Origin of the sequence: Vibrio sp. HI00D65 (assembly GCF_001635455.1) — a bacterium.
GTDB lineage: Bacteria > Pseudomonadota > Gammaproteobacteria > Enterobacterales > Vibrionaceae > Vibrio.
The window spans coordinates 26,269-49,932 of record NZ_LWEH01000077.1 but is presented as its reverse complement, the minus strand read 5'-3'; the positions used below and the strand labels follow the sequence as shown (position 1 = coordinate 49,932).

Below are 23,664 nucleotides of genomic sequence, written 5' to 3'. Positions count from 1 at the left end.
ACGGCCTTTTTGTATTTATAAGGATATGATTTATGAACCAACCTACACTCCAGCTCTTTAATACCCTTGATAGAGCACTTAGCCCGTTTTATACGATTAAACCTCGTGAGGTTGGCCTCTATGCGTGTGGCCCAACCGTTTATGACTATGCACATGTCGGTAACCTGCGTACCTATTTGTTCGTAGACCTTCTAAAACGCGTACTACAGCTCAATGGGTATCATGTTAGTCATGTCATGAACATCACCGATGTTGGGCATCTGGTGTCTGATGGTGACACTGGAGAAGACAAAATGGAGAAAGGCGCACGTAAACAAGCTAAATCAGCTTGGGATATTGCTACATATTTTGAAAAGGCATTTTTTACTGATCTTGAAAGGCTCAACATTCTCAAACCTTCTATCACTTGCAGAGCAACCGACCATATTCAAGAACAAATTTCGTTTATTCAGTCACTCGAAGTTAAAGGCTATACCTATCGAACAAGCGATGGTATTTATTTTAATACAGACAAACTACCCGACTACGGCAAGCTTGCTCGATTAGATAAGGAAGGTCTAGAAGCTGGCATTCGCGTTGATATGGCGGAGAAAAAGCATCCGACAGATTTTGCACTTTGGAAATTCACTGGCGAACAGAAAAGGCAAATGGAGTGGGCAAGCCCATGGGGAAATGGCTTCCCAGGGTGGCATATTGAATGTTCAGCGATGGCAGAAAAGTACTTGGGAGAGACCTTCGATATACATATCGGTGGTGAGGATCACATCCCTGTCCACCACACCAATGAAATTGCGCAATGCCAAGCGAAAAACGGACATGTACAAGCAAACTTTTGGTTGCATGGTTACTTCTTAAATATGAACAATGAGAAAATATCTAAGTCGGGCTCTACACTGCGTTTAGAAAGCCTAATCGACAAAGGTTATGACCCTCTAGCTTATCGCTATTTAACCCTAACCAGTCACTATCGTAGCCAGCTCAGCTTTACTTGGGAAGGATTGAATGGCGCACGAAAGGCACTGCGTAGATTAAGAAAAAAAATCACTGGTATGCCTGACGGTGGTCGCGTTGACAACCAGTTCAAAGCTGAATTTCTTGCACATATCAGCCGTGATTTGAACATGCCACAAGCACTCGCTTTACTATGGGAGGTCACCGATAGCTCAATAGAGCCTGCCAATAAAAAAGCGACACTACTTTATTTTGATCAAGTATTTGGCCTTGATCTTGAAAAAGTTGAACAGGTCACCATTCCGAAGGAAGTTCAACAGCTCGCTGAACAACGTCAATCCATGAAACAACAGGGGCGATTTGATGAGGCAGATACAATCCGAGAGCAAATTCGCGCCTTGGGGTATCAAGTCAACGACAGTGCTAACCACTCGAGCGTAACCAAGTTACTTTGATCAGTTAAAGTACCCGTCTCACAGAATAAGAGGCCATCAATAGCCTCTTATTCTCGGTCAAGGCAAGTTTGAGATGCCACCTTAGTGACGGAGTACCAGGCCATTGCCTATCACCAGGCGTGTATGCCAAGTGTTGCGATTATCTTCAACGCTTTGTTATATACATGGCCTATTCAGCACTGAATACATAGCCCGGATACTCATCATTGAGTGTTTCCACCACTTCCAACCACGCACTTTTATCGAGTAATTTAGGGGAAAGAGCTTCCGGATCTAAAGACCAACTTTTTAGATTAAAACCCCAAGACACCGCGCCAACTGGATAGAATACCCCTCCTATTTCAGATAACCCAAACAACTTTCCATTCCAAGTTAAAGTGATATGGGGAGCCGAAGTCCAACCTGGATTATCTCGAAAAACCTTTCCCAAACTATAAAATGGGTAACTACTATCACGCTTCTCTTGGCTACCAACATCAACAAAAACCCAATTGGGACCAAAGTTTCCCAAGGACGCATGTTTACCTGAAAACTGCGCGCCGCTCGATGTTTCCACAATATGTAGCCAGTGTGTCACTTTTGAGGACGAAACCTCAATTGCTGGAAACTTTGCTGCAAAGCAATGAGAATTACCTGATTCGACAAAACGAACATCAAAAGCATCCTCTCGATTCCACAGATCAATACTGTATTTCTTTATCGCAGAGTCATTCAAACACTCACCATAGCTGCCATTTTCAATATTGGTTGAGAAAGTAGAGTTCCGATAAACGCCAAACGATAAGTAGGCACCAACAGCAACGATCAGTAAAAATAACGAACCAAAAATATATTTTTTCATACCTTTTAAGCTTACCTCCCTCTATAGCTTACGACGCCTAATTCTTATAAGTTCCCTCATCACTTCGATAACATCCTTGAGGGGAAAATACGAAGTGCGACACCTCTGAACATCAAAACAGTAACTCTAAACTCTATTGGTGCTGTTCTAGCAGAGCTGACGTTCAAGTACCGTGCTGCTGCCCTGCTCCCTTAATCGAGCGTATTCCGATGTCTCTTCGAGTGTCATGGCCGTTTCTTTTAGGCGTATGACAAACTCAAGCCACTTTACGTCTTTCACGCTATACACTCGGTGCCGAGTGCTATTACGCTGAACATTATTAAGTAAACCGATTTCTTCATAGTATCTAAACGTATGAGCCAACAAACCCACCAAGCCAGAAACTATCATCCAAAAACGCGTTACGCTAAAAACCCAAAAACCCAACGATAGCTTGCTGCCGTTGGGCTCTACTTTAAAATGCTGGTTATAACGCTTTGTTACTTAACTGTGATACCAAAATCGCTCCATTGAGCCTTACGCTTGGTGGTAAAAATACAAGAAACAGCGCCCACGGTATGAGTAATTGGAGCTTCAAAATCACAAAACAGTGAGATATACAAAATTGGTAGCTGTTAGTTACCAAATGAATTTGGTGTCCACATAGCTACATCACCGTCTTTACATTTAGCATTCGCTTCATCACCGTTAGCAAAATGACAGATTTTATCTTACTTTAAATCACTTAGCCCAAATGCAGCAGATGAATTAAATGATATTGCGGATAAAGCAAAGGTAAGTGCTAATAGAACTTTTTTCATAATAAGGTTGTCCGTAGTTTGATATATACGAGTTACTTTAACATTATGATAAGCATACACTTAATTAGATTATGCAACCTATGACACAACCCACAAATTGCGTTATTCACGTCCAATTAAGGTTTGAGCAACACAATACTGAAGCCCCCGCATGCTACCTTAAACAAAAAGACTTACGCATAAAAAAATACCACGCGTTGCGAATCAGTCTTAAATGCTTTGTTATGAGTACGGGTTCTCGAAACTGCTATTTTTCTAAACCAACATTCTAGATTATCGCAACGATATTCTCCGTTTTTCTCTGTGGCATATAACAGAGTTAACGGTCGAAAGTTGGAGTTACTATCCACGTTTAGATTAACGAAATCATACATGTGCCAAAGAATTTCTGATTGCTCAATCTCTTCTTTGTCACCGCCAACAATTACTACACACCATTCATCAACGATGTAGTCCAATTCTTTGAATCTACTCTCTATATTGTCGATAACTGACTGGTTAAACAGACCTTTCTTGATTAAGTTTTGCATCCAAAAGTAGTTTTCATTGTCTTGAAAATACTGCGTTTCGGTCAAAAATGTATATAACTGAAGTTGCCCCAAAACAGCCCATTTATTGAACTCAGAGCTTCCCCACTTTTTGACTTCTATTATGCTTATACCGCCCTCAGGAGATATTCTGAGGATATCAGGTCTGGCTAACTTATCATGAATGACATCTGTGCCATAAGGTGTATACGCTTCTTCAATGTATATATCTTCGGGCCATGCCGAACTCATCCAATCACATATTAGTTCTCGCCATTTTGTCTCATGCATACACATCTCCAATAGTACTCATAACGACTTGTAAAGGTGTGAGGCAAGCAATACCAAAGCCTCTGCATACCATCTTAACCACTAAAACTAACGCACAGTAAAAATGCCACGCGTGCCGAATCACTCTTGAAAAATTTGTTAGGTGTTTTTCAACGCGCCCAGTACCTTGAGCGCAAATTCGTACCAACCTGGCGCAGTAAAAGCAATACTCCTTGCCTCTTTAACTACGTGAATAGCTTCTTTAGGGGACAGGTTTTTATTGCTCATTAAATATGCTGCCAAAGCTAGACCAGTACGATCCTTACCTGATTTGCAATGAATAACAACTACACCGTTACGCTCGTGGTTCTCAATGAAATCAATTATTTGTGGGAGAGTCTTTATGCAAAGATTTAGATCACCATCAAGAGGTGGAGCATTACTCGAAAGCGGAAGATTTATATAGGCAATACCTAATGATTCCAGAAGAGAAACATGAACCATTTCACCGTCATTCACAGATAGGATGGCAACTACGTTGTTATTGTATAATTCATTGAGATCCCACATACAATGATCGGGACCACACCTACCAGCTACTGATTGTTCGATAAAAAATAACTGATTCAAAATTGTTCTCCATAACAGCTATAGTAGACAGAATAATTCTGCATTTTGCCCCTGAGACCATTATGTCTAGTAATCTAAACCGCTAAGGCTCCGTCTAATAACTAATTTAATAGCAACAGCTTACCTGCTTGCTTCTGGCGCAAACATGATGAAACACAGAAATTTTCTATGTAGTTTCGGCAAAATACTGAAAATGGCGCAATGTGTGAGTGAGTCGTCATCTTGTTGACTGATTTCTTCCCCGCCGTCTTAGCATTTTGGTTCCAGAACAGTCGGTAGCATGATGATTAAGCCGCGGTATCGACGAGTCTCTATACTGATAAATTTACAGAACATCATTCAAATAATCCACTCAACTGTTCGTGTTATGAGCCCACACCGATTCAGTACTAATTACAATGTGTTGTAAATCTATCTTGATCGAATACCCCGCACGTTTAACCAATACCCCCTCACCATCAGCGAACTCCCCCAAACAACGGATACATCAAGAGTCATCAGCAGGTTTAGCTGCGTAAAAATTACGGAGCGTGAACGCAGGCGCTAAAAAATTTTACATCCTAACAAAAGGTAAGTTAGGAGCGAACAGCCCAATAAAACCGGAGGCTTTAACCGTTTTTGCGCATGATACAATACAATTAGAACAATAAAAAATTACTGTTATTCGATAATTTTTTGTTGATCAGCAAAAATTTAGATGTATATTAGCCCCTCAACACCACTTCTAAACTCTTACGAGGTATAAAATGAAAAAGGCTTTACTGTTTCTTGCTCTTGGTTCTCTTTCTGTTTTCGCTCACGCTAAAGCAACACAAAATTCAGACCAGATGCTTGCCCAAATCGATAGCGTTGTTGTTTACGCAGATGAAAATGTAGACAGCTTGGAAGAGGTATATGAAACGATCAATTCAAAGAACTCTGCTGGGTTCGAAAACTGCGCGATTTATTTACCGGAAGGGGAATTAGAGGCCAGCACGACGATCACTTTACGCCGTACTGAAGATGGCTTTATGTTGGAGTGTGGCTCTAATTAGAACTAACGCATAAAAATACCGACCTCTGGGGTCGGTATTTATCCATTTATTATCTTAGATGCCTATGTTGTGCCATTTAAAGCAAGTGACTGAGCAAACTCTCGCATGTGCCTTGCGTTATCTGCTTTTTCTACATCACCACATGCTTTTCCGTAGTATTGAATGTTTGGCGAGGAATACACAGGTAATACTTTTTCAGCATAGGTCATCACGGTGCCCGCTTCACGGCATAAGGCGCCGAAAGAGTAAGGTTTTATGTAATCATGGTTTTCTTGTAGCAACACACCTTTGAGCCAATAGTCAGGGGTATCGTTGTGCCACGCCCAGGCCAAATGGCCCAGCTCATGTTCAAGTAGCTCTATCTCTGCGGCAGATGACAGCACCAAAAAGCTACGACTAAAATTCACATCAGCCAAACCCACGCTTCCTTCGTCTGAGAACTCGTGGTCTTCAGGAAGAATCAGAGCGTAGTAACTCCCCTCTCGCTGCATGGGTTCCAACACCTCGTCGCCAACCAGCTTGACTAGCTGTTTGTGTAGCTTACTACTTTCCGCATCTTGGAAACCGGACAGATCGATTCTAGTGATGCCTGATAATGTTCGCTCCATCGGCACACATGAGTTTTGAAGAACGAGATTAGAGTAGCCTATCATCTTCTGAATTTTTGACTCGCTCATCGATGCGTCGGTAAAGAAGTGGACGGGAGTTTCGACTTTTTCACCCATCTCACAAGGGGCAAAGGTCAGTTCTTCGCCTCTGTGCTTACCAACAAAAAAGAGTGCCACTACGCCCAGTAAGGCGCCGCCAACCACGAAGTTTTTCTTCATTGTATTCCTTTATTACCTTATCGCTTTGTAGCTTCACTAAGTTAGTGCTTAGTGCTTAGTGCTTAGTGCTTAGTGCTTAGTGCTTTATCAAACCATGTTTTGATGAGGGCAACAGTGTTTCGCTGCTGCCATCAGTGTCTTAGTTATGCTGGTTGCATGAATCCGTTAAGCTAACGTTTTTTCCATAAACATGTGCACAATGCCCGCTTCCATGAACTCTTCTCCAAATGGTGTGAATCCCAGCTTGGTATAGAAGTCGATGGCTTGCTTTTGAGAGCCAAGATACACGCGCTTGTAACCACTCTGCTTCGCTTCATCGATTAGCGATAAAACAATCTTCGAGCCAAGCCCCTGCCCTCTAAAATCTCTCATGATGGCAATACGACCAATGTGACCGTCGCTTAAAATACGGCCTGTGCCGACATGCTTTCCATCAACAGTCACCACGGCATGAATGGCCGAACTGTCTAGCCCATCGAACTCTATTTCAGGTGCAATAGATTGCTCGTTGATAAAAACGCTCTCACGAATAGAACAAATTGCTTGTTCATATTCACTATCAAAAGCTACATTTTTTACTTTGATCATCATTAACCTTTTGTGAACGTAAAAACTGAATGAATCACGAGCGCCAAACCCAAAGCACCCGCTTGCATATGCAACACAACAAGTGGAACGGAACAACCTATTGAAAAGCCGTATAACATTAAAGGAATAAAGCGCTAAATTGAGAAGGATAGCGACAAAACCCAACGCTGATGCGTTGAAATTCACTCGTTGGGTTTGAAGAGGTAATGGTTTATAAACCGGATTAAGCGTGCGCTTTTAGGTACTTTTTAACTTTTTTCATCGCCATTTGACGCTTTAGTGGCGACAGGTAATCAATAAATAGGTTACCCGATAAATGGTCAATTTCATGCTGCATTACGATAGCGAGAAAATCATCGCTTTCAATGGTGATTGGCTTCCCTTCTCGGTCGAGAGCAGAAACAACCACAGACGTAAAACGCTCGACATCCGCATAATAGTCAGGCACTGATAAGCAGCCTTCTTGGCCAAAAGCTTTGTTGGAGCCACTTGCGACTACCGGGTTCACCAAGATTAACGGTTGGTCTCGGCTGTCTGAAATATCGATAACTACCACGGCCTCTTTATGACCGATTTGAGTGGATGCCAAACCGATACCATTATCAGTGGCATAGAGTGTTTCTAACATATCGTCGATGAGTGTTTGTACCGTCGATACATCTTGCACCTCTTCCGCTTTGACTTTAAGCCTTGGATCTGGCGCGGTAAGAATGTCTAAAACTGCCATACTTTCCTTTGAATTTTCAATTGAATCATTATGTTATAAAAGAGTGAACAAGATAACCCAATGTGCTTTCAGTACCAAGTATGGGCACACAGACTAGTCAAAATTCTTGAAGTTTACCGGCTCCTTCAACAAGTTCACCAAAGGTAAGAACAGAGGTTCTGGCAGTTCATCTAAGTCGAACCATTGCCACTGCTTACACTGATGAGGCTCCATGACATGAGGCTCACCACTAGAACTCGTGGCGACAACATACAAGGTGACGTAGTGCTTGTCTTCTTTTTCGAAGATATCGTTGGTAAAGCCGAGCTTCTTAAAAGCGCCGACCTCTAACCCTGTCTCTTCAAGGGTTTCTCGCTGCGCGCACTCTTCAATGCTTTCACCCAGTTCAAGATGCCCGCCAGGCGTCGCCCACGTATTCGCACCATGTGAGCCAATGCGCTCGCCAAGTAGGATGCGCCCTTCTCGGAAAATGACCGCAGCCACACCTACACGTACTTGATTGTTCACTCTTTACTCCTTTGAGACACACTACTCACTACTTGGTGAGGTATACCCTGTGGTTGTCGCTATCACTTCAAAACCACGTTTGGATACAATGGGTTTACTCATATCAGAAGCATCGATGGTGAGGTATTTAGCCCCTCTCGACTTGGCTTCCTCAATCCGTTTGTTCAGTAGCAAACCGTAATAGCCATTACCTCTAAATGCTTCAATGGTGCTACCGCCCCAAATACCTGCAAACGGGCTAATTCCATTAAATATGATCCACGCCGAGGTCACAGGCTGGTCGTCGACATACACGACATAGATAGACACCGAATCTGGCGCGTGCTGTTTAAGGCTGACTAAATGATTGTAATGCCATTCGAAATCGCCACCCCAAACTTGCTCTTGAACTTTGATTGCATCGCGAATGCCTTTGCTATCCGTCACCTCGGTGATTTTGCCTTCATCAAAGGGCTCGCAGATGGCCTTAGACAAGTCCAACACCATGAATGACTCGTGCTCATCCTGCTCAAAACCATTCTCGAGCAATACTGCACTGATGTTCGTTGGAGTATCGGTACTGTAGGTCTTCCACTCAAAACATAGGTTACGCTGCTTAAAGTACGCGAGTTGCTCTTTGACGATGGAGTCTGTGAGGCTTTCATCGAAGTCGAAAAAGGAGATATAGCTACCATGACGATCGTTAGATACGAACTTAGTTAGGTTGTTCTCTGTTACTTTAATACCATTGAATGAGTTAAAACGCTTTCGCTCGAACTCGTTGTACTCTTGCATTACATCCGTTGTATTCATAATTTTCTCTTGGTAGATAGCACTATGTCTCGTCTTTGCACCATACACTTCGTACGCCACCAGAGCGAAAACCGATCGATTTACAATTTTTGCTACTGGTGCTGTTTGGCATTACGTCGGTTAAAAGTACCTTTGCCCCTGAGGCGATAGCATCTTCGATTCGAGATCTTAATAGAGCCGTTTGGCATCCCTTTGAACGATAGCTCTCTTGTGTAAACGCATTAGCAAGTATTGCGTGTTCGTTGTTGATAAAACTCGTCGCCCAAGCGCACGGTTGACCCTCTATTTTCGCAACGTAACAACGGAAAGTATCCGTGCAATAGAGCGCACGTTTCTGCTGCCAAATCTGGTCTGAACACTCTAAACCGGATGTTTTGAGCAAAGCCAAAAACTCATCGGCATTATCTTGCGTCCATCGCTCAACCGTGACTTTACCTGTATCTCTCAATGGTTCTGCACTGGATTTTTTAGAACTCGGCTTTTCTACATAGCCCTCTGCCGATAGCTCAAGAAACTCATGCTCAAAAGCGGGCACAAACTGATGTTTCGATAACCATGATTTCAGATCTGTTGTTAGAGCGTTAGGCGCAATAGAAATCTCAGGTGAGATACCATCTGCAAATAGCTTGAGGTCTGCCTCTAAGCTCTCGTAATTGCAAGCCCCATCAATGAGGATCTGGTTGTCGTACTTACGTGTTTTATCGATAAAAACAGTGAAGCCATCATCTTCAATTGAAATCAGTTCACTGGCTAAATCGGTTGAAAGGGTTCGCTCGTTATTAAAATAGAAGTATGCGTTATATGCGTCTTTAACTGCTTTCACTTGCATTGTTTTCCTTAACTTGATGGAAACAAAAATCTCTGTAGAGCCAAAACAACACACGAGTAAGAGCTGCGTGTTTTGAATGGTACAGAGCCGATAGGAATACTCGATTGTTACAGGTTTACTTTTAGCGCACCTGACGAATCCGCGACTAACTTTATTGTTCTAATCACGGATTGCTTAGAAAGTGGACTGTATAAATGTGGGTAGAGTGCCCCATCATCTTCAGTCCCTACCGGCGGCTCATCTCTTAAGTCTCTAGCAACCGCACTTTTGTCGATTTCTAGAAGATATGCTTGCGTCACTCCCACAAAGAAACAATCTACAATTTTTTGCAATTGCTCTTCATAAGCAAGGTGGATAAAGCCTTCGTCCTTCAAGGAGGCGGGTTCATAGGTTTCTGCGCTTTGGTACTCTTTGTAATCACTTTCGGTCAGTAAATGGTATAGCATTTTTATTTATCCTACTTTCTAAGACTTTGAGTCTATTTAAGCCGTTTAGCGGCCACCAAAGTACCTTCAAAGATCGAACTCAGAGTTATAGATTTTGAAAACATTGACTAAAGGTTCCTCCCAGCCGAGGGACTCTCTAAGCTGATCAACAATTGGTTTCACTTGGCTCTTTGCCACGTTGATTTCAATTTTTAATAACGGGTAATTTTCGACTTTTCCTTTGCTCCCAAACACAGGCGTAGATCCATCAAGCGCTCGATGTGATCCGGTAACGGAGCCAATAGCCCAACAGTGGTCATAGTTTCCAATTCTGTCGACACCGGACTCATGTAAAGTGCTAAGAACTCGCTCTTGTTGTTCAGGCGTACAGAAAATTTCAAGTTTGTACATCTAATTTAAACTCCAAAATACCGTGTGTTTTGAATCGCCACGAGACCTCGCGAGATGTTTTACAGCTTTCGACCACAGCGAAACTATTCTAGCCACAAAGCCTAAAATGTCAGGTGTTGAGCTAAGCTCTGAACCTTGTTAACAGGTTTGCGGTCATTCACCTAATGAATCCCAATCTTTTAGGTTTAACTGCTTACTTCTTATGACGTAGAAGATTGACATAAGCAAGCCAAACACAGCCCCGCATTGCAATGATTTATAGGCAGCTTCTAGCATAGATATCTCAGCCTCATTCCCCCCAAAAAACCATTCAAACCCCCACCATAAAGGAGCGAAATAGGCCAAACAAAACACAAAATTCAAGAATAAACCTTGATAGTAAGGCGGCCGTGTACGAAACCCAAGTTTACGCAACAATCTATCTATTGGTGGGTTATAGTTCGACTTCCAAACACCTTTGTCACTTAATTCTTACAGAGCAAGTTGTATTTTCGTTTCGTAATCCATGGGCTAACCCCTAAAGCTCTGCCTTTTATGCAAAGAAACCTAAAGACAACTGAGTTGCAGAGAAATGTAAACCTAAGCGCACGCCGCACGTTACTCGCCTGATTACACTATCTATTATTAATATCTTACATCGCCCATATGCTTAACAATACGCGCATACAGTAAGATGTTTAAACTCATCGATATTGCTACATCGACGCCTGTGGTAGCAATATCGCCATCATCAGATATCACTGAAAAGTAATAGAAAAATAACAGAATATAGAGAGGCAACATAAAAATGAGAAACCTCAAACCCACAACAAAGCTGATACCAAAATAGCGACCTAAGAAGTCTCGCCCATTTTCTGCACCATTGGCTCTATAAGCAAAATAGGTCCCTAGAAGTACGATTGCGCTGAAACTGATTGATTCGATAACCTCCCAAATATTTGAAAAGCCATTCGCGTACCCATACATCGCGAGCGTACCAACGCGATATATATAAATACATACCGAAAACGATCTTTCTCGGATAACTTATCGGCTTTGATGTCCGCCTTTAAGTCTCTGATGTTCAAAAAATACATACCTAGCCCTTTTACTGATGACGGTTCCGATACCGAACATTGACGCTGTTTATAATTAAAATAGTTCGCCTACTAACAGTAATAGCCATTAAATTGACAATTAAGTCATTTAATAACAATACCTTAGCAAGAAAGTCGCATCATACATGACGAAAACTAGAAGTATCCCTAATAGCTCTAATTAAATGCAGAAATTGTATGAATATGTGTATTACTTATCATTTTATCCATACACATCCTTGTTCAGACGGGATAGTTGATTTTAAGTCTGTGTATGCCGGAAAGCCGTAAGATTCTCTGTCGAGAATGATGGTCACTTTGGAATAAGCACCTGATATCTATGGCTAAAAATACTTATCCATTTGAAATCACAAAGTCAATATGCAACCATGCGCAATCGCACATGAATACATGCATCATGTACAATAAAAATTAAACAAGGGATATTTAATGAAAAAGTCAGTGCTAATGTTGTCTATGGCTATTATGGCGAATGCCAGTGCATCGGATCTGGTTGTCAGTGATCCAAAGACTCTTCTTCCAAATGAAAACGTACAAAGCTTCTCAATGGCCGACCTGAATGGCGATGGTGTTCAAGAATTAGTCTTCGTGACTGCAAACGGTGAGCTAAAGTACTCTCAGTTAATTAGCCTTGGGAATGGCTTTTTAGACTCTAGCGATTACGACCAAATACGAAGAGAACAAGGAAAATCTTATAAAATGAACATCTCATTAAATGGAGATAACTACAAAAACACGGTAGTAAAAGCAAATAGTGGCTATCTAAGCCTACTAGACGGTATAAATACACGATGCAAAGCTAGAATGGCGCTACAAAATGGCACTATCGTTGCCGATTCTAGTAGCGGAAAGATTACATTGACCTATGTATCTAGAAACCATATTGCAGGCAAAGTTAAGTGCAATTCAGGTAAATTCAAGCAACTAGACGAAGTGAGCTTTACCGCCACTTGGTAATTGCCTTGATCCAACCAGATATTCGTGACACCCACCCTATTACCCTCTCTGTTTTATCATCGACTGACATAGTGGTTAGAGTATTCGCGAATTAATTAAAAACGCCGACAGAGCTGTCGGCGTTTAATGATCGATCTGACTAGTCTTAAAAACAATGAATGAACTCACTCCAAGCTCTTCGGTTTTTCTCCGAGGTGTTGAGTGAACCTTAACAAATAACCATCCGGATCTTGAAGAAGAAGCTCACGCTCCCCAGACAACTTTTCACCAATGTCATACCAAGTTTCTTTCAGCTCACGAAACAGGGGCACTTTGTGGGTTTGGAGACGTTTTACTAGAGGTTCTAAGTCACTTAATTCAATCTGAAAGTTCACACCTCGCCCCAAGGGAGCCTCAAGCTCACCAGTAATCCATCCTTCATCATTGGTTTGCTCTAACATCATGTGCACATGCTCTTGTTCGAGATACACAAAATCAGGATTTTCACGCTTTATGCGAATAGAAAAACCAAGTACATCAACATAGAAGGCAAGTGAGCGCTCAAAGTTGCTAACAGATAGTTCAGGAACCATCGGATTCCAATAGTTTTCCATACGTACTTCCTTGTTTTAAGGCTCTTGTTGACTGAGTTTTTTCAGAAAGCCTTGCTTAACCTCTGGCCACTCTGAGTCAATAATTGAATACACTACCGTATCTCTTATCGAGCCATCCTTTAAGATCTGATGATTACGCAAGATACCGTCGAGGTTTGCTCCAAGTCCTTCAATCGCTTTTCGAGAGACGGTATTCCCAATATGAGTGCGAAACTCGACAGCAATAGCTTCATAGTGCTCAAACAATTGCCGTAGCAAAAGGTATTTACACTCTTTATTTATCAATGTTCCCCTAGCCGAATTTGAATACCAGGTATAACCAATTAACGCTCGTCTGTTTGGCCTATCAACGCCATAGTAACGGGTAGTCCCTACGACTTGATTGGTGGCTTTCACTCGCACCGCATAAGCTATATTACCGAGTACCATTTGAGCGATAGCATCAACAACGTATTGCTCCATTTTTTCTGGACTCGGGACATTAGCGAACCATAGCTTCCAATGCTCTCCGTCTTTCACGGCCTCGATTAGTTCAGGTACATGCCCTAGATTCAGTGGCTCAAGAACAACATTGTCTCCTTCAATCCGGCTTTGCTCTATCCACATAACGCTCAATTCTCCTTTAATCGTTAACCTGTGTGAGAGGTGATTTATTGCTTTTTGTGCTTTGCCCTACTGCTTAGGGAACGAAAACAGTACTTAATTTGAAACCTAATCAGAGGCTGATTGATAGACGTTGTTTTCGATCAACGCTCCGAAAAACTCAAAAGTAAGATAGCCTATTCGACTAAAACCTAAATGCTCATAAAAGCCATTGGATTCATTTTTAACCCACGTGTACAACCAATATTGGCGACCAAACTGGTCCTCCATGCTTTTTAACAGCTTTTTGCCTACACCTTTGCCTTTAAAAAGATTATCTACATAGAGCTTTTCAACTTCAAAACCACTGTTAGGCGTTTGATAATTCGATTCGAGATTAACCATTACATAACCATGTAGAACCTCATTCTCTTCACTAACCAAAACGCGATATTTAGTGTTATTCAGTATTTCAAGGAAATAGTCTGCCGTGAACGTAGACAGGACATAGTCTGCATATTCGGTTTTTATCCCTTCTTGAGCGTATGTATCTAGCCAGACTCTAATAGACAGTAGCGCTAATTTTGCACAATCGTCTTTTGTTGCTTCCCTAACCATGTACCCTCCCTGACTCACGATTAGACCAAAAGTAATCATGAGTTTGTTAGTAACATACTTTAGTAACCCCCCCAACTAATGCTTAGCTAAGCCACTATTTAATAAGAGAATTTCAATCAAAGTAAAGCATCATACATGACGAAAATAAGAAGTATTTCTAATAACCACGACAAAAATCATAAACAGTTTAAATGTGTGTACTACTTATCATTTATCAATCCACTTCCTTACCTCCGCATCAATAGTTTCTTCAAGGCTCTATGTGACTTCACAAACAATTAATGACTTAAACACCAATAAGGACTAACGTAAATCTGCGAGATAAAAACGCCGAAGTGAGCAATCGGCGTTTTTTCAATGGGAAATGATGGTAAAGCATTGAAACTTTCGTTCTTCAGGTATCTAATTTGCGATTAACCCTCGTCAGATAACTACTACAAACTTTGTAGAAACTCTCCATAAGCAACATTAAAGTGCAATGGCTTTTCTATATGGGCATTGTGAGCGCAATTATTGATGACACACAAAGAACTATGTTCAATCCCTTCCCACAGCACTGATACCTGCTCCCCCCAAGGATAAGTTCTATCTGAATCTGCCCAGATGATTAACACAGGCATTCGGTACTGAGGCATATAAGCTTCACCGTTCCAACCATCCATTGCGATAAGACCATTCAAGTAAGATTGAAACGAAACCTTTTCTGCCAATTGCATCGACTGCTTGAGTACTTGAGGTTCAATCTGATTTTTAAACCAGCTAGATACCGCTCGCTGTTTACTGCCACCAAATGAAACGGCGGATGCATTTTTGATGCTTTCTTGCAAAGGCTCAAATCTCCCTGGCAGCTCTCCTTTTGGCCCTGTTCCGTACAAGGTTAAACTGACAACCTGCTCAGCCCAGTGGTGTCCAATTTGCTGAGCGACCATTCCTCCCATTGAATGTCCGATTAGGTGAAAACGCTTGATGCCAAGAAGTGCAACTTGTGACATCACATCTTCCGCCATCTCTTGAATGTTATCAAAAGCAGTCTCGCTGGAACGTTCTCCAAAACCTTTAAGACAAATCGGTACAACTTGAATGTTCTTTTCCAAATATGAGAGTTGAAAAGTCCAATATTCAGGACCACTTAGAAAGCCGTGAATCATAACCAATGGTACGTTAGCGTTCATCGTCATTACCCCATCACATTTGGTAGCCAAACAGCTAACTCAGGGAAAACGACCATAAGTACTATCAAGAATATAAGAGCACCAATGAACGGTAAGCATCCTTTGATAACGTCGATAATCGTCAAACGATCTTTCTCAATAGATTGAATCACATACAGGTTCAAACCTACCGGAGGCGTCAATACAGCGACTTCCATCGTGATTGTGTAAATGACACCGAACCAAATCAGATCAAAGCCAGATGCTTGAATCAATGGGAATAAGGTTGGCAGTGTAATGAAAGTCATTGAGACCGGTTCTAAGAACATCCCCAGAATAATGTAGAACAGGATAATCAAAGCCAGCGTTGTGTATGGAGATAGCTCTAATGAGGTAAACAGACTAGTGAACTCTTGTGGCACTTGATAATAAGTCATCACAAATCCAAACAGCACGCCAGAAGAAAGCAATAAGCCCAAGTATCCCATTGTCTTCATGGTAGCTTTGATTGACTCAAAGAACCCTTTCATGCCCATGCCACCGATAGTCATCGCAAGTAACAAAGTGATGACACAAGATACACCAGCGGCTTCGGTAGGCGTTGCTATCCCAGCATAGATAGAAACGGTAATGATAAGGCCAATAACAATAACAGGAATGACAGCACTTAGTGCTAAACCCCACGGAATACTCTCGCTATCGTCCGCTCCTGGAACAGAACCTTTTTGTAATACGCTCCAACCTTTAATGATAAGGAAAAAGAAAGAAACCAAAATTAACCCAGGAACTACGCCAGCAATAAATAGTTGCCCGATGGATTGGTCTGTAACAATGCCATAAAACAGAAGTATCAAGCTTGGCGGCAGTAAAACGCTGAGCGTACCACCAGCCGCAAGTACACCACTGGCTAGCTTTTTGTCGTAGCCAAGGTCTAACATTGCAGGAAGCGCAACACCACCAATAGTCAACGAACCCACCATGCTAGAGCCACATACAGCACCAAACCCAGCACACGCCCCTACACTTCCGTAAGCCGCTGAGCCCGTGATCGGTACCTTACTATGCATAAACCAATAGAGGTTGTGCCCTATATTTGAACGCCCTATTAATTCCCCAATAAGAACAAAAAGAGGGACTGACAACAGAACATAGTCGACCCATACTCCCCACATTTTTAGCTCAGCCGTAACCAGCGTTGTAGAGAAAGACTGAATTGAAAGCAGGAACGGAACAGACGCACCCGCAAGTGCGAATGGGATTGGTAGCCCCATGACAATAAATAGAATTAATAGCCCCATTAAGCCGAAACCAACTTCATACCACTCAAGCATATATTATTCTCCGAGCTTTACTTGGGGCACAGGAGTTGCACCACGAACCGACTCAAGCTTATGTATGATTGAGTCATAGAGTTTTAAAATTGAAACCAAAGATAAATTGAATAAAGAAACGAAGACTCCAGCCCAAAAGTAATATTTAGGCCACAGTAATATCTCTGAGGCGGTAAGCGACACATAGGACTTAGAAAGCCCTTTGAATGCTGCCAGAGCGAAGAAAACTGAAATCGCCATCATCAAGAAGTTGTTCGCTATCTCCAAGCTCTCCCTTTTCCCTGTTGATAATTGGTCGATAAAGATCGTTACCTTTGGAAATGCATCCGCTTTAAGTGCGTATGAGAGGCCAACAAAAGCCAATGGCACTAACATCAGAGCAGTCGCTTCCGTAACCATTCCATCAGGACTACCTACTACGTATCTCATGAACACGCCATAGGTAATCCAGAAAGCTTGAACAATCACGATTGCACCGCCGCAGTAGAGCAAGACATTCGTAGACGTATCCAAAGCCTTTCTGAATTTACCTTTCATAGTGTCGTCCCCTAGATTGAGTTCGCAGCAAAGAGGTCTTTCATCTTGACTGAAAGCGGCGCGCCACAATCTTTCGTGAGTTCACCTTCCCAAGATGAAGAAATATCGGAAACTAATTTCAACTTCTGCTCTGAGGTAAGTTCTAGAACGGTACCACCTGCCTGTTTGGCTTCGGCAATACGCTCATCTACCCACTGTTCATATTTAGGCTTTAGCCAAGCTTCAGTCTCTTGAGCTGCCTCCATGAGCGCTTTCTGATCTGCTTTTGAAAGTGAGTCAAACCGATCTTTGTTCATCATATACATGATGTTGCCGTAAAAAATCCCAGCATCGACCATATACGGCATTACATTCCAAAGCTTCCATGAGCTGTAAGTTGCTACGCCCATGTTGATGCCATCGACCACACCACGTTCCGCAGATTGGAACACTTCTTTAGGAGAAATAAAGACGGGTTTTCCTCCCCAACCTTCAATCATTTGACTCACTAATGGGCCAACAGAGCGAACCAATTTTCCGTTTAGATTCGAAAACTCTTCAACAGAATTGACCTGCTTGTTGAACCACCACTCTTGGTCATAAGAATAATTCGAATTCATAAGTGGAACTAAACCATTCTTGTTCGCTTCAGGAGTAATAAGTTCACGATATTTCGAGTCCATCGCTAACTGCCCGCTCAAATCAACAGCCGATGGATATAATGAAGTAGTTCGATAACATGAAAGGCGATTGTCAGCGCTAATCCAACTTATATCAGCGACTCCACCTTGAACCGCATCTACGCCTTCACTCCAACCATGCAATGTTGACGAAGGATAGATTCTGACTTTTAGGTTTCCGTTAGACTTTTCTTTCGCTATTTCTGCAAACTTTTTAAATCCTTCGTACCTAATATCGGATTCATTCACATAAGTAGAAAGCCTAATTACTTCTTTGCCCATTGCATTAAAAGAAAGTAATCCACCAATAACTAAACTGGCTAGTTTGATTGAATTTTTCATGTAATCTCCATTTACTGCATTTCATTAAATCTTTATTACTATCAGCATTGATTACTAACAGTCACGACCAACGAGTGAGGTATGATTGAAAAGCCTCACACATAAACGTTACTCGTAATTAGGGAAGTCAAAGCTATCTCGGTAACCAAACAATGCTTGTGCACCACCAGTGTGAACAAAAACGATGTTCTCACCTTTCTTGAAGTGACCTTTTCGCACTAAGTCAATCAACCCAGCAGCGCCTTTACCTGAATACACAGGGTCTAGCAAAATGCCTTCATAGCGTGAGAACATGTTGATAGCTTCGATTGTTGAAGGAGCAGGAATCCCATAGCCTTCGCCAACGTAGTCACAATTCGCGACCACATCTTCGCGCTTAACTGCATGTAACGCGCCCAAATGTTCTGCTGTGCGTTCAGCTAGTTTAAAAACGTTGCCCTCTTGTGTTGACTTGTCGACACGAACGCCAACACCAAGCACAGGAATTTGGCTATTCGTTAAGGCGAAACCCACCACTAAGCCAGCTTGAGTACCTGCACTACCAGTTGCATGAACAACATGGTCAACTTTAAGGTTTTGGTCATTGCTCTGTTTTAGCATTTCGAGAGCGCAGTTCACGTAACCAAGTGCCCCAATGTGGTTTGAGCCTCCGCCTGGGACGATGTATGGCTTCTTGCCCTCTGCACGTAACGTTGCAGCGACATCTTCCATTGCGGTATTCATATCTGTACCGCCTGGGTACTTAGATAATTTTGCGTTGAACATCTGATCAAGCATTACGTTGCCGTTGAACTTGTAGTCTGGGTCTTCACTTGAAGTGCGGTCTTCAAGTAAAACGTAACAGTCCATATTCAGTCTTGTTGCGATAGCCGCGGTTTGACGAGCATGATTCGATTGCATCGCCCCCTGGGTAATGATGGTGTCCGCCCCTTGCTCAACCGCATCAGCCATAAGAAACTCAAGCTTTCTTGTCTTGTTTCCGCCTCCAGCAAGCCCAGTACAATCATCTCTCTTAATCCAAATATTTGGTCCATCGAGTTCCTTGCTAAGGTTTTCCATCAATTCTAATGGTGTATTTAAGTGAGCGAAGTTCAAACGAGGATAGCGCGCTAAATGCATTTCAATTCTCCTGACATTGTTTAGTTAACGATTTATTAAACACACAATTACAGTAGCCTGTGATATCGCTCGAAAGATAATGCTTTTTACTAATAGGGGTGTTAATTTTTGTTTAACAAAAATGTTGATATTTATAATTCTTGACAAGGATCATTTACATGGATCTAAAATGGATCGAAGACTTTCTTTACCTTTCTCAATACGGAAGTTTTGCAAAAGCAGCCAAAGCAAGAAACATCACCCAGCCAGCTTTTGGAAGAAGAATCAAGCTTTTAGAGGGATGGATAGGAGTTGATCTTGTTAATAGAAATACTTACCCTGCGACATTCACTAAAGCGGGCTTTCGGTTTCTCAAACACGCAAATGACCTCAAACAGCAGATCGACTTCGCTCGGCTAGAGACAGCGAGGAAAATTAACAATAATGAAACAAAAGTCACATTTCATACTCAGCACTCTTTGTCCGAATATGTCGTCAATAAGATGATCAATGAATACACCGATGCGTTTAAAACGACCTTGGTTTATGTCAGCCCAAACAACTTACATGACTCTGTACAAGCATTTATTGACAACCGTTCTGACTTCCTAATAGGCCTATCTTTTAAAGGGAGTCGACTTTACGTACCCAATCCAGAAGTCGAGTCAGTGACAATTGGGCATGAGTGCCTCATACCTGTTGTTGCCACTAAAACTGATGGCTCTGCTCTGTTTAGAGATTGCAAAAACTCCAACGTTCCTCTGCTTAGTTACCCATCAAACACCTTCTTTGCACAAGTATTAGAAAAACACGGCTCGATAGCTCAAAGCCTATGTACCTTTGATGTCGTATACGAGAATGCTGTTACACACTCCCTTAAATCAATGGTGTTATCTGGCCACGGTGTAGCTTGGTTGCCGGAAGGATTTGTCCAAGAAGAACTCGATCAAGGTTCGTTGATAAGATTTTCAGAAACGATCTCTCCAATAACAGCAGAAATAAAGCTATACCGCTTCTCCACGGAGGAGATGACACCGGGCATGAGTAAGCTTTGGCAACATTTCAAGGACACTAATGGTGAAACCCCAAAAGCGCCATAGGCTTACTGTTAGGTCTTTTTATACCCGATGCGATTAGATAAGCCACCAAAGTGGCTTATCTTCTAAGAAGTACTCATTCGCGGAATTGAAGAAGGAATGCCTTTTGAAGAGGATGCTGTGCCACTTGGAGAGGTAAACTACATCGCACCAGAGAGTATCAAGCAGAATATTGCGACAACACGCTCGGATCTATTCTCTGTTGGTGTCATCGGCTATGAAATGCTGACAGGGCAACTGCCTTATCCAGAAATGACACCACGCTCACTCATGCAATCGCGCCATCACCAGTGGCAATATCGCCCGATAGCTCAACACCGTTCCGATATTCCAGCCTGGTTTGATCTGGTACTAAACAAAGCCTGCGCCGAACATCCAACCTAACGATACGATGTGCTTAGCGATTTTATCTCAGATCTATACATACCGAATTCAAAATTAGTAGCACGTAAAACCAAACAGTCACTGCTCGACCGTCACCCAATCCAGTTTTGGAAGGTACTTGCCCTACTCTTAGGCTTAGTGGCGCTTGTTGAGTTTGGAATATTGATTCAGTAACAATATCTATTACCAATTGATAAAAAATAGCGAAAAATTAAAAGTTAAATATTTTCAATCACTTAATAAGGTAAAAAAGCTAAAGGCTTATCAAGACAAGTACTTTAGCTTTTTTCTGCCCTATTCCGCACAATTCGCTTCTCCTTTCCTACCCTAGCCTCTAACTTGAAAATCAATTCACCACTACGTGAAAAACAATAACAACAAAGTTCACTCTCAGCCTTTTTAATAGGAACCAATGATGCTTAATAAGACAACACCACTTTTTGCTTTTGCCATTCTAACCACAGCGACAACGTTCAACGCTAACGCCGCTGCGAACTACGAACCGTTTATCGGTATTGATGTTGGTATACGTTTAAGTGGACAACTTGAATCAGAGTCCACTTATGACGGGACTAAAAGTGAGGAAGACCTTACTTCATCAATGGTATTAGGCGTCGAAGGTGGTATGACAATCAATCAAACTCACCAATTTAGTATTGGTTATGATTTACGTGGTATCAGTATCGAAAATGTTGAAAATTACGAAAACAGCGATGTTCTTGATGTAGGCACACTATTTACTAAATACAACTACATCGTGCCTATTACACAAGAACTCGCTTGGACAGTGGGTGGCAAACTTGGTTATGAGATGTTCGACGGAGACTATGATGCAGATGACCTAAATGGAATCGTCCTTGGTGCTCAAACAGGACTCGACTACCGTTTTCATAGTTGGAGCATAGGTACAGAAGTAAACTACGTTTACCACACCAATGAACTAGAAGCTAAATGGATAGAAGAAGACGGTAAGACCTACAAAGAAACCTCAAAGGTGGGTGACGAGTGGTTATTAATGGCAAACGTGAAATACCACTTCTAACACAGATAGGAATTTATTCCATTATCTCCCGGTCAGCCGGGAGGTATCGTTGGTTTTAGCTTTGCCTTTAATGAAGTAAATCTATAGCTTGCTATTGCCGAACTCGGCTTAGCATCAAGTAATTCCGCTCTCTCGAAAAAACATCGACTCCTTGACTATGATAAATCAATTCGTTTTTCGACGTGCCCGACAGGAACATTGTGGTATAACTCGCGGCTTGGTAACCATCTAATACCTCAGTAGTTTGAATGGCTTCAGTATTGTAAGAAAACTCAAATTCGCCATCGAAAGATTTGATTATCTTGCCTTCCACTGAGAACAGTGCTACGCCCTCTAAACCATCCCCTTCTATCGATATCATTGACTCTATATGGCTTCGGTACAAATCAACTTCGATTCTTTCTCTCCAAACATGCATATCATCAGAATATTGTTGTACCTCTGCAATGTACCTTCCATTTAGAAAAAGCTTTTTACTGAGCACGTAAAGTGACGCACCATATAGAGCAGCGGAAGCAATCAAAAGAGCGATCCAAGGTTTTAAGCTAGATTTAATCAAACTAGATTCATCAGGCTATTCATCATTAAACAACCCCTCCGTTATTTCTGGCAGAGCCTCAATTTCGAAAAAGTAGTTCTCGCTATGATGACGTTTTTTGTCATAAACAGAGAGATTATAGAGTCCCGCTTTTTCACCAATGAAATAAAAACAATCACATTCGAAGCGTTTAATCACCGCTTCTATGTCAGGCGAAATAATCATGTCTTTGCGCTTCAACAGCTCATGAGAACCAATATCCACCACTTCATAATCTTCATGTAAATAAGGCGTTAAGTGAGTGTTCGTCACCCGCAAGAAGTTCAAGCAAGATAAGACAATGAGCACAATAGAAAAGGACGCCAACAGTATCTTTGCTAGTTTAGTCGCGTTGAAACGTCGAGCACCTGATGGTTTTGATTCGAGGGGAGCGTTATCGCAGTAAAGCATGTAACCAACACCTGCAATCGTGCGTAACTCAACCGATTCAGACATAGCGATGGCAAGTCTAAGCTTTTGTACTGACTTTTGTAAGGAGGAATCCGTGACGATGGTTTCAGGCCATCCCGCTTGCTTTAGCGTCTCTTTACTCAGGACTTGATTTGAACTGTCTAAGAATGCTTTAAACAAAAGATATTCAGTGTAATTCAATGCCCGTTCTGCACGATCTTTTGTGATGGTCATCTTTTCGATATCGAAAACCAAATCACCACAAGAGTACTGCTTATCCACGTTGAGTTTTCCCACCAAAATATTGTCTAAATAACTGTTTATTGTAGTTGAAAAGTGACGAATATACATTAGATTAAGTGCACTGATCAGACCAAGGCATATTCATTTCCGAAACTGACCCATCCTGCACACAACCGATAACTACTACCTATAGATGCCGATAAAAATGAATAAGTATTAAGCAAACACAGACAGGTATTACGGAAAACTGGTAAATATGAAGAAACAAACAAGTAACAGGTTTCAATAGAAAACCAAAAAGCCTCAGTATCCCAGAATCACTGAGGCTCTC

Annotated in this window: 27 protein-coding genes and 3 pseudogenes; 6 read left to right on the top strand and 24 right to left on the bottom strand. The window is 41.9% G+C overall.

The window, feature by feature from the left end:
* Positions 1–32 precede the first annotated feature (32 nt).
* Complete coding sequence (gene cysS / locus A3712_RS07900) at positions 33–1,406, top strand: cysteine--tRNA ligase (protein ID WP_063522982.1); 1,374 nt, start codon at positions 33–35, stop codon at positions 1,404–1,406.
* Positions 1,407–1,575: 169 nt separating this feature from the next.
* Here the strand turns inward: cysS and A3712_RS07895 are convergent, their stop codons facing one another.
* The 4 genes and pseudogenes from A3712_RS07895 to A3712_RS07880 all read right to left on the bottom strand — a co-directional run bounded on the left by A3712_RS07895 (position 1,576) and on the right by A3712_RS07880 (position 4,474).
* Positions 1,576–2,247 carry a hypothetical protein gene (locus A3712_RS07895; RefSeq protein ID WP_063522981.1) on the bottom strand — a complete coding sequence of 224 codons (672 nt, stop codon included), beginning with the start codon at positions 2,245–2,247 and terminating at the stop codon, positions 1,576–1,578.
* Between the two features lie 136 nt (positions 2,248–2,383).
* Positions 2,384–2,637, bottom strand: a pseudogene (locus A3712_RS07890) (MerR family transcriptional regulator); the annotation flags it as partial.
* Between the two features lie 583 nt (positions 2,638–3,220).
* Positions 3,221–3,865, bottom strand: a complete 645-nt coding sequence (locus tag A3712_RS07885; RefSeq protein WP_063522980.1) for a hypothetical protein — start codon at positions 3,863–3,865, stop codon at positions 3,221–3,223.
* A gap of 138 nt (positions 3,866–4,003) precedes the next feature.
* A complete protein-coding gene (locus A3712_RS07880) occupies positions 4,004–4,474 on the bottom strand; it encodes a protein-tyrosine phosphatase family protein (protein ID WP_063522979.1) in 471 nt (156 codons plus the stop codon).
* Positions 4,475–5,220: 746 nt separating this feature from the next.
* Here A3712_RS07880 and A3712_RS07875 point away from each other — a divergent pair.
* The gene (locus A3712_RS07875) at positions 5,221–5,508 is read left to right on the top strand and encodes a hypothetical protein (RefSeq protein WP_063522978.1); all 288 of its coding nucleotides are present in this window, start codon (positions 5,221–5,223) and stop codon (positions 5,506–5,508) included.
* Positions 5,509–5,570: 62 nt separating this feature from the next.
* Here the strand turns inward: A3712_RS07875 and A3712_RS07870 are convergent, their stop codons facing one another.
* The 10 genes and pseudogenes from A3712_RS07870 to A3712_RS07825 form a co-directional block, all read right to left on the bottom strand.
* Positions 5,571–6,335 (bottom strand): hypothetical protein, encoded by a 765-nt coding sequence (locus A3712_RS07870; RefSeq protein WP_063522977.1) that lies wholly within the window; start codon positions 6,333–6,335, stop codon positions 5,571–5,573.
* A 165-nt stretch (positions 6,336–6,500) separates the two neighbouring features.
* Positions 6,501–6,923 (bottom strand): GNAT family N-acetyltransferase, encoded by a 423-nt coding sequence (locus A3712_RS07865; protein WP_063522976.1) that lies wholly within the window; start codon positions 6,921–6,923, stop codon positions 6,501–6,503.
* 223 nt (positions 6,924–7,146) lie between these two features.
* Positions 7,147–7,650, bottom strand: a complete 504-nt coding sequence (gene def / locus A3712_RS07860; RefSeq protein WP_063522975.1) for a peptide deformylase — start codon at positions 7,648–7,650, stop codon at positions 7,147–7,149.
* 93 nt (positions 7,651–7,743) lie between these two features.
* On the bottom strand, positions 7,744–8,157 hold the full coding sequence (locus tag A3712_RS07855; RefSeq protein WP_063522974.1) for a nucleotide triphosphate diphosphatase NUDT15: 414 nt from the start codon (positions 8,155–8,157) through the stop codon (positions 7,744–7,746).
* A 21-nt stretch (positions 8,158–8,178) separates the two neighbouring features.
* Positions 8,179–8,949, bottom strand: a complete 771-nt coding sequence (locus A3712_RS07850; protein ID WP_063522973.1) for a GNAT family N-acetyltransferase — start codon at positions 8,947–8,949, stop codon at positions 8,179–8,181.
* A gap of 22 nt (positions 8,950–8,971) precedes the next feature.
* A complete protein-coding gene (locus A3712_RS07845) occupies positions 8,972–9,778 on the bottom strand; it encodes a GNAT family N-acetyltransferase (protein WP_063522972.1) in 807 nt (268 codons plus the stop codon).
* A gap of 107 nt (positions 9,779–9,885) precedes the next feature.
* On the bottom strand, positions 9,886–10,224 hold the full coding sequence (locus A3712_RS07840) for a DUF952 domain-containing protein (RefSeq protein ID WP_063522971.1): 339 nt from the start codon (positions 10,222–10,224) through the stop codon (positions 9,886–9,888).
* 66 nt (positions 10,225–10,290) lie between these two features.
* Positions 10,291–10,614: a hypothetical protein gene (locus A3712_RS07835; protein WP_004739387.1), complete on the bottom strand. Its 324-nt coding sequence runs from the start codon at positions 10,612–10,614 to the stop codon at positions 10,291–10,293.
* A gap of 153 nt (positions 10,615–10,767) precedes the next feature.
* Positions 10,768–11,073: pseudogene (locus A3712_RS28210) on the bottom strand (DUF6404 family protein); the annotation flags it as partial.
* A gap of 165 nt (positions 11,074–11,238) precedes the next feature.
* The gene (locus A3712_RS07825) at positions 11,239–11,580 is read right to left on the bottom strand and encodes a hypothetical protein (protein WP_082856197.1); all 342 of its coding nucleotides are present in this window, start codon (positions 11,578–11,580) and stop codon (positions 11,239–11,241) included.
* Positions 11,581–12,140: 560 nt separating this feature from the next.
* Between A3712_RS07825 and A3712_RS07820 the strand changes: the two genes are divergently transcribed.
* Positions 12,141–12,668 (top strand): hypothetical protein, encoded by a 528-nt coding sequence (locus tag A3712_RS07820; RefSeq protein WP_063522970.1) that lies wholly within the window; start codon positions 12,141–12,143, stop codon positions 12,666–12,668.
* A 164-nt stretch (positions 12,669–12,832) separates the two neighbouring features.
* On the opposite strand, the gene A3712_RS07815 is transcribed toward A3712_RS07820, so the two are convergent.
* The 8 genes from A3712_RS07815 to A3712_RS07780 all read right to left on the bottom strand — a co-directional run bounded on the left by A3712_RS07815 (position 12,833) and on the right by A3712_RS07780 (position 19,600).
* A complete protein-coding gene (locus A3712_RS07815) occupies positions 12,833–13,261 on the bottom strand; it encodes a bleomycin resistance protein (RefSeq protein WP_063522969.1) in 429 nt (142 codons plus the stop codon).
* Positions 13,262–13,276: 15 nt separating this feature from the next.
* Positions 13,277–13,867, bottom strand: coding sequence for a GNAT family N-acetyltransferase (locus A3712_RS07810; protein WP_004739384.1), 591 nt, complete (start codon positions 13,865–13,867; stop codon positions 13,277–13,279).
* Between the two features lie 105 nt (positions 13,868–13,972).
* A complete protein-coding gene (locus tag A3712_RS07805; protein WP_063522968.1) occupies positions 13,973–14,461 on the bottom strand; it encodes a GNAT family N-acetyltransferase in 489 nt (162 codons plus the stop codon).
* A 434-nt stretch (positions 14,462–14,895) separates the two neighbouring features.
* Positions 14,896–15,633: an alpha/beta fold hydrolase gene (locus A3712_RS07800; RefSeq protein WP_231891783.1), complete on the bottom strand. Its 738-nt coding sequence runs from the start codon at positions 15,631–15,633 to the stop codon at positions 14,896–14,898.
* 5 nt (positions 15,634–15,638) lie between these two features.
* Positions 15,639–16,943: a TRAP transporter large permease gene (locus A3712_RS07795; RefSeq protein ID WP_063522966.1), complete on the bottom strand. Its 1,305-nt coding sequence runs from the start codon at positions 16,941–16,943 to the stop codon at positions 15,639–15,641.
* Between the two features lie 3 nt (positions 16,944–16,946).
* Entirely contained in the window at positions 16,947–17,480 is a 534-nt protein-coding gene (locus A3712_RS07790; protein ID WP_063522965.1) for a TRAP transporter small permease, read from the bottom strand.
* Positions 17,481–17,491: 11 nt separating this feature from the next.
* Entirely contained in the window at positions 17,492–18,481 is a 990-nt protein-coding gene (locus A3712_RS07785; protein WP_063522964.1) for a TRAP transporter substrate-binding protein, read from the bottom strand.
* Positions 18,482–18,589: 108 nt separating this feature from the next.
* The gene (locus tag A3712_RS07780; protein ID WP_063522963.1) at positions 18,590–19,600 is read right to left on the bottom strand and encodes a D-cysteine desulfhydrase; all 1,011 of its coding nucleotides are present in this window, start codon (positions 19,598–19,600) and stop codon (positions 18,590–18,592) included.
* Between the two features lie 158 nt (positions 19,601–19,758).
* Here A3712_RS07780 and A3712_RS07775 point away from each other — a divergent pair, with 158 nt between their 5' ends.
* From A3712_RS07775 to A3712_RS07765, 3 genes and pseudogenes are all read left to right on the top strand, one after another.
* On the top strand, positions 19,759–20,679 hold the full coding sequence (locus A3712_RS07775) for a LysR family transcriptional regulator (protein ID WP_063522962.1): 921 nt from the start codon (positions 19,759–19,761) through the stop codon (positions 20,677–20,679).
* Positions 20,680–20,748: 69 nt separating this feature from the next.
* A pseudogene (locus tag A3712_RS26610) lies at positions 20,749–21,234 on the top strand (protein kinase domain-containing protein); the annotation flags it as partial.
* 241 nt (positions 21,235–21,475) lie between these two features.
* Entirely contained in the window at positions 21,476–22,102 is a 627-nt protein-coding gene (locus A3712_RS07765; RefSeq protein WP_063522960.1) for an outer membrane beta-barrel protein, read from the top strand.
* A 91-nt stretch (positions 22,103–22,193) separates the two neighbouring features.
* On the opposite strand, the gene A3712_RS07760 is transcribed toward A3712_RS07765, so the two are convergent.
* Positions 22,194–22,661 carry a hypothetical protein gene (locus tag A3712_RS07760; protein ID WP_231891782.1) on the bottom strand — a complete coding sequence of 156 codons (468 nt, stop codon included), beginning with the start codon at positions 22,659–22,661 and terminating at the stop codon, positions 22,194–22,196.
* 15 nt (positions 22,662–22,676) lie between these two features.
* Positions 22,677–23,372, bottom strand: a complete 696-nt coding sequence (locus A3712_RS07755) for a winged helix-turn-helix domain-containing protein (RefSeq protein ID WP_063522959.1) — start codon at positions 23,370–23,372, stop codon at positions 22,677–22,679.
* Positions 23,373–23,664 lie beyond the last annotated feature (292 nt).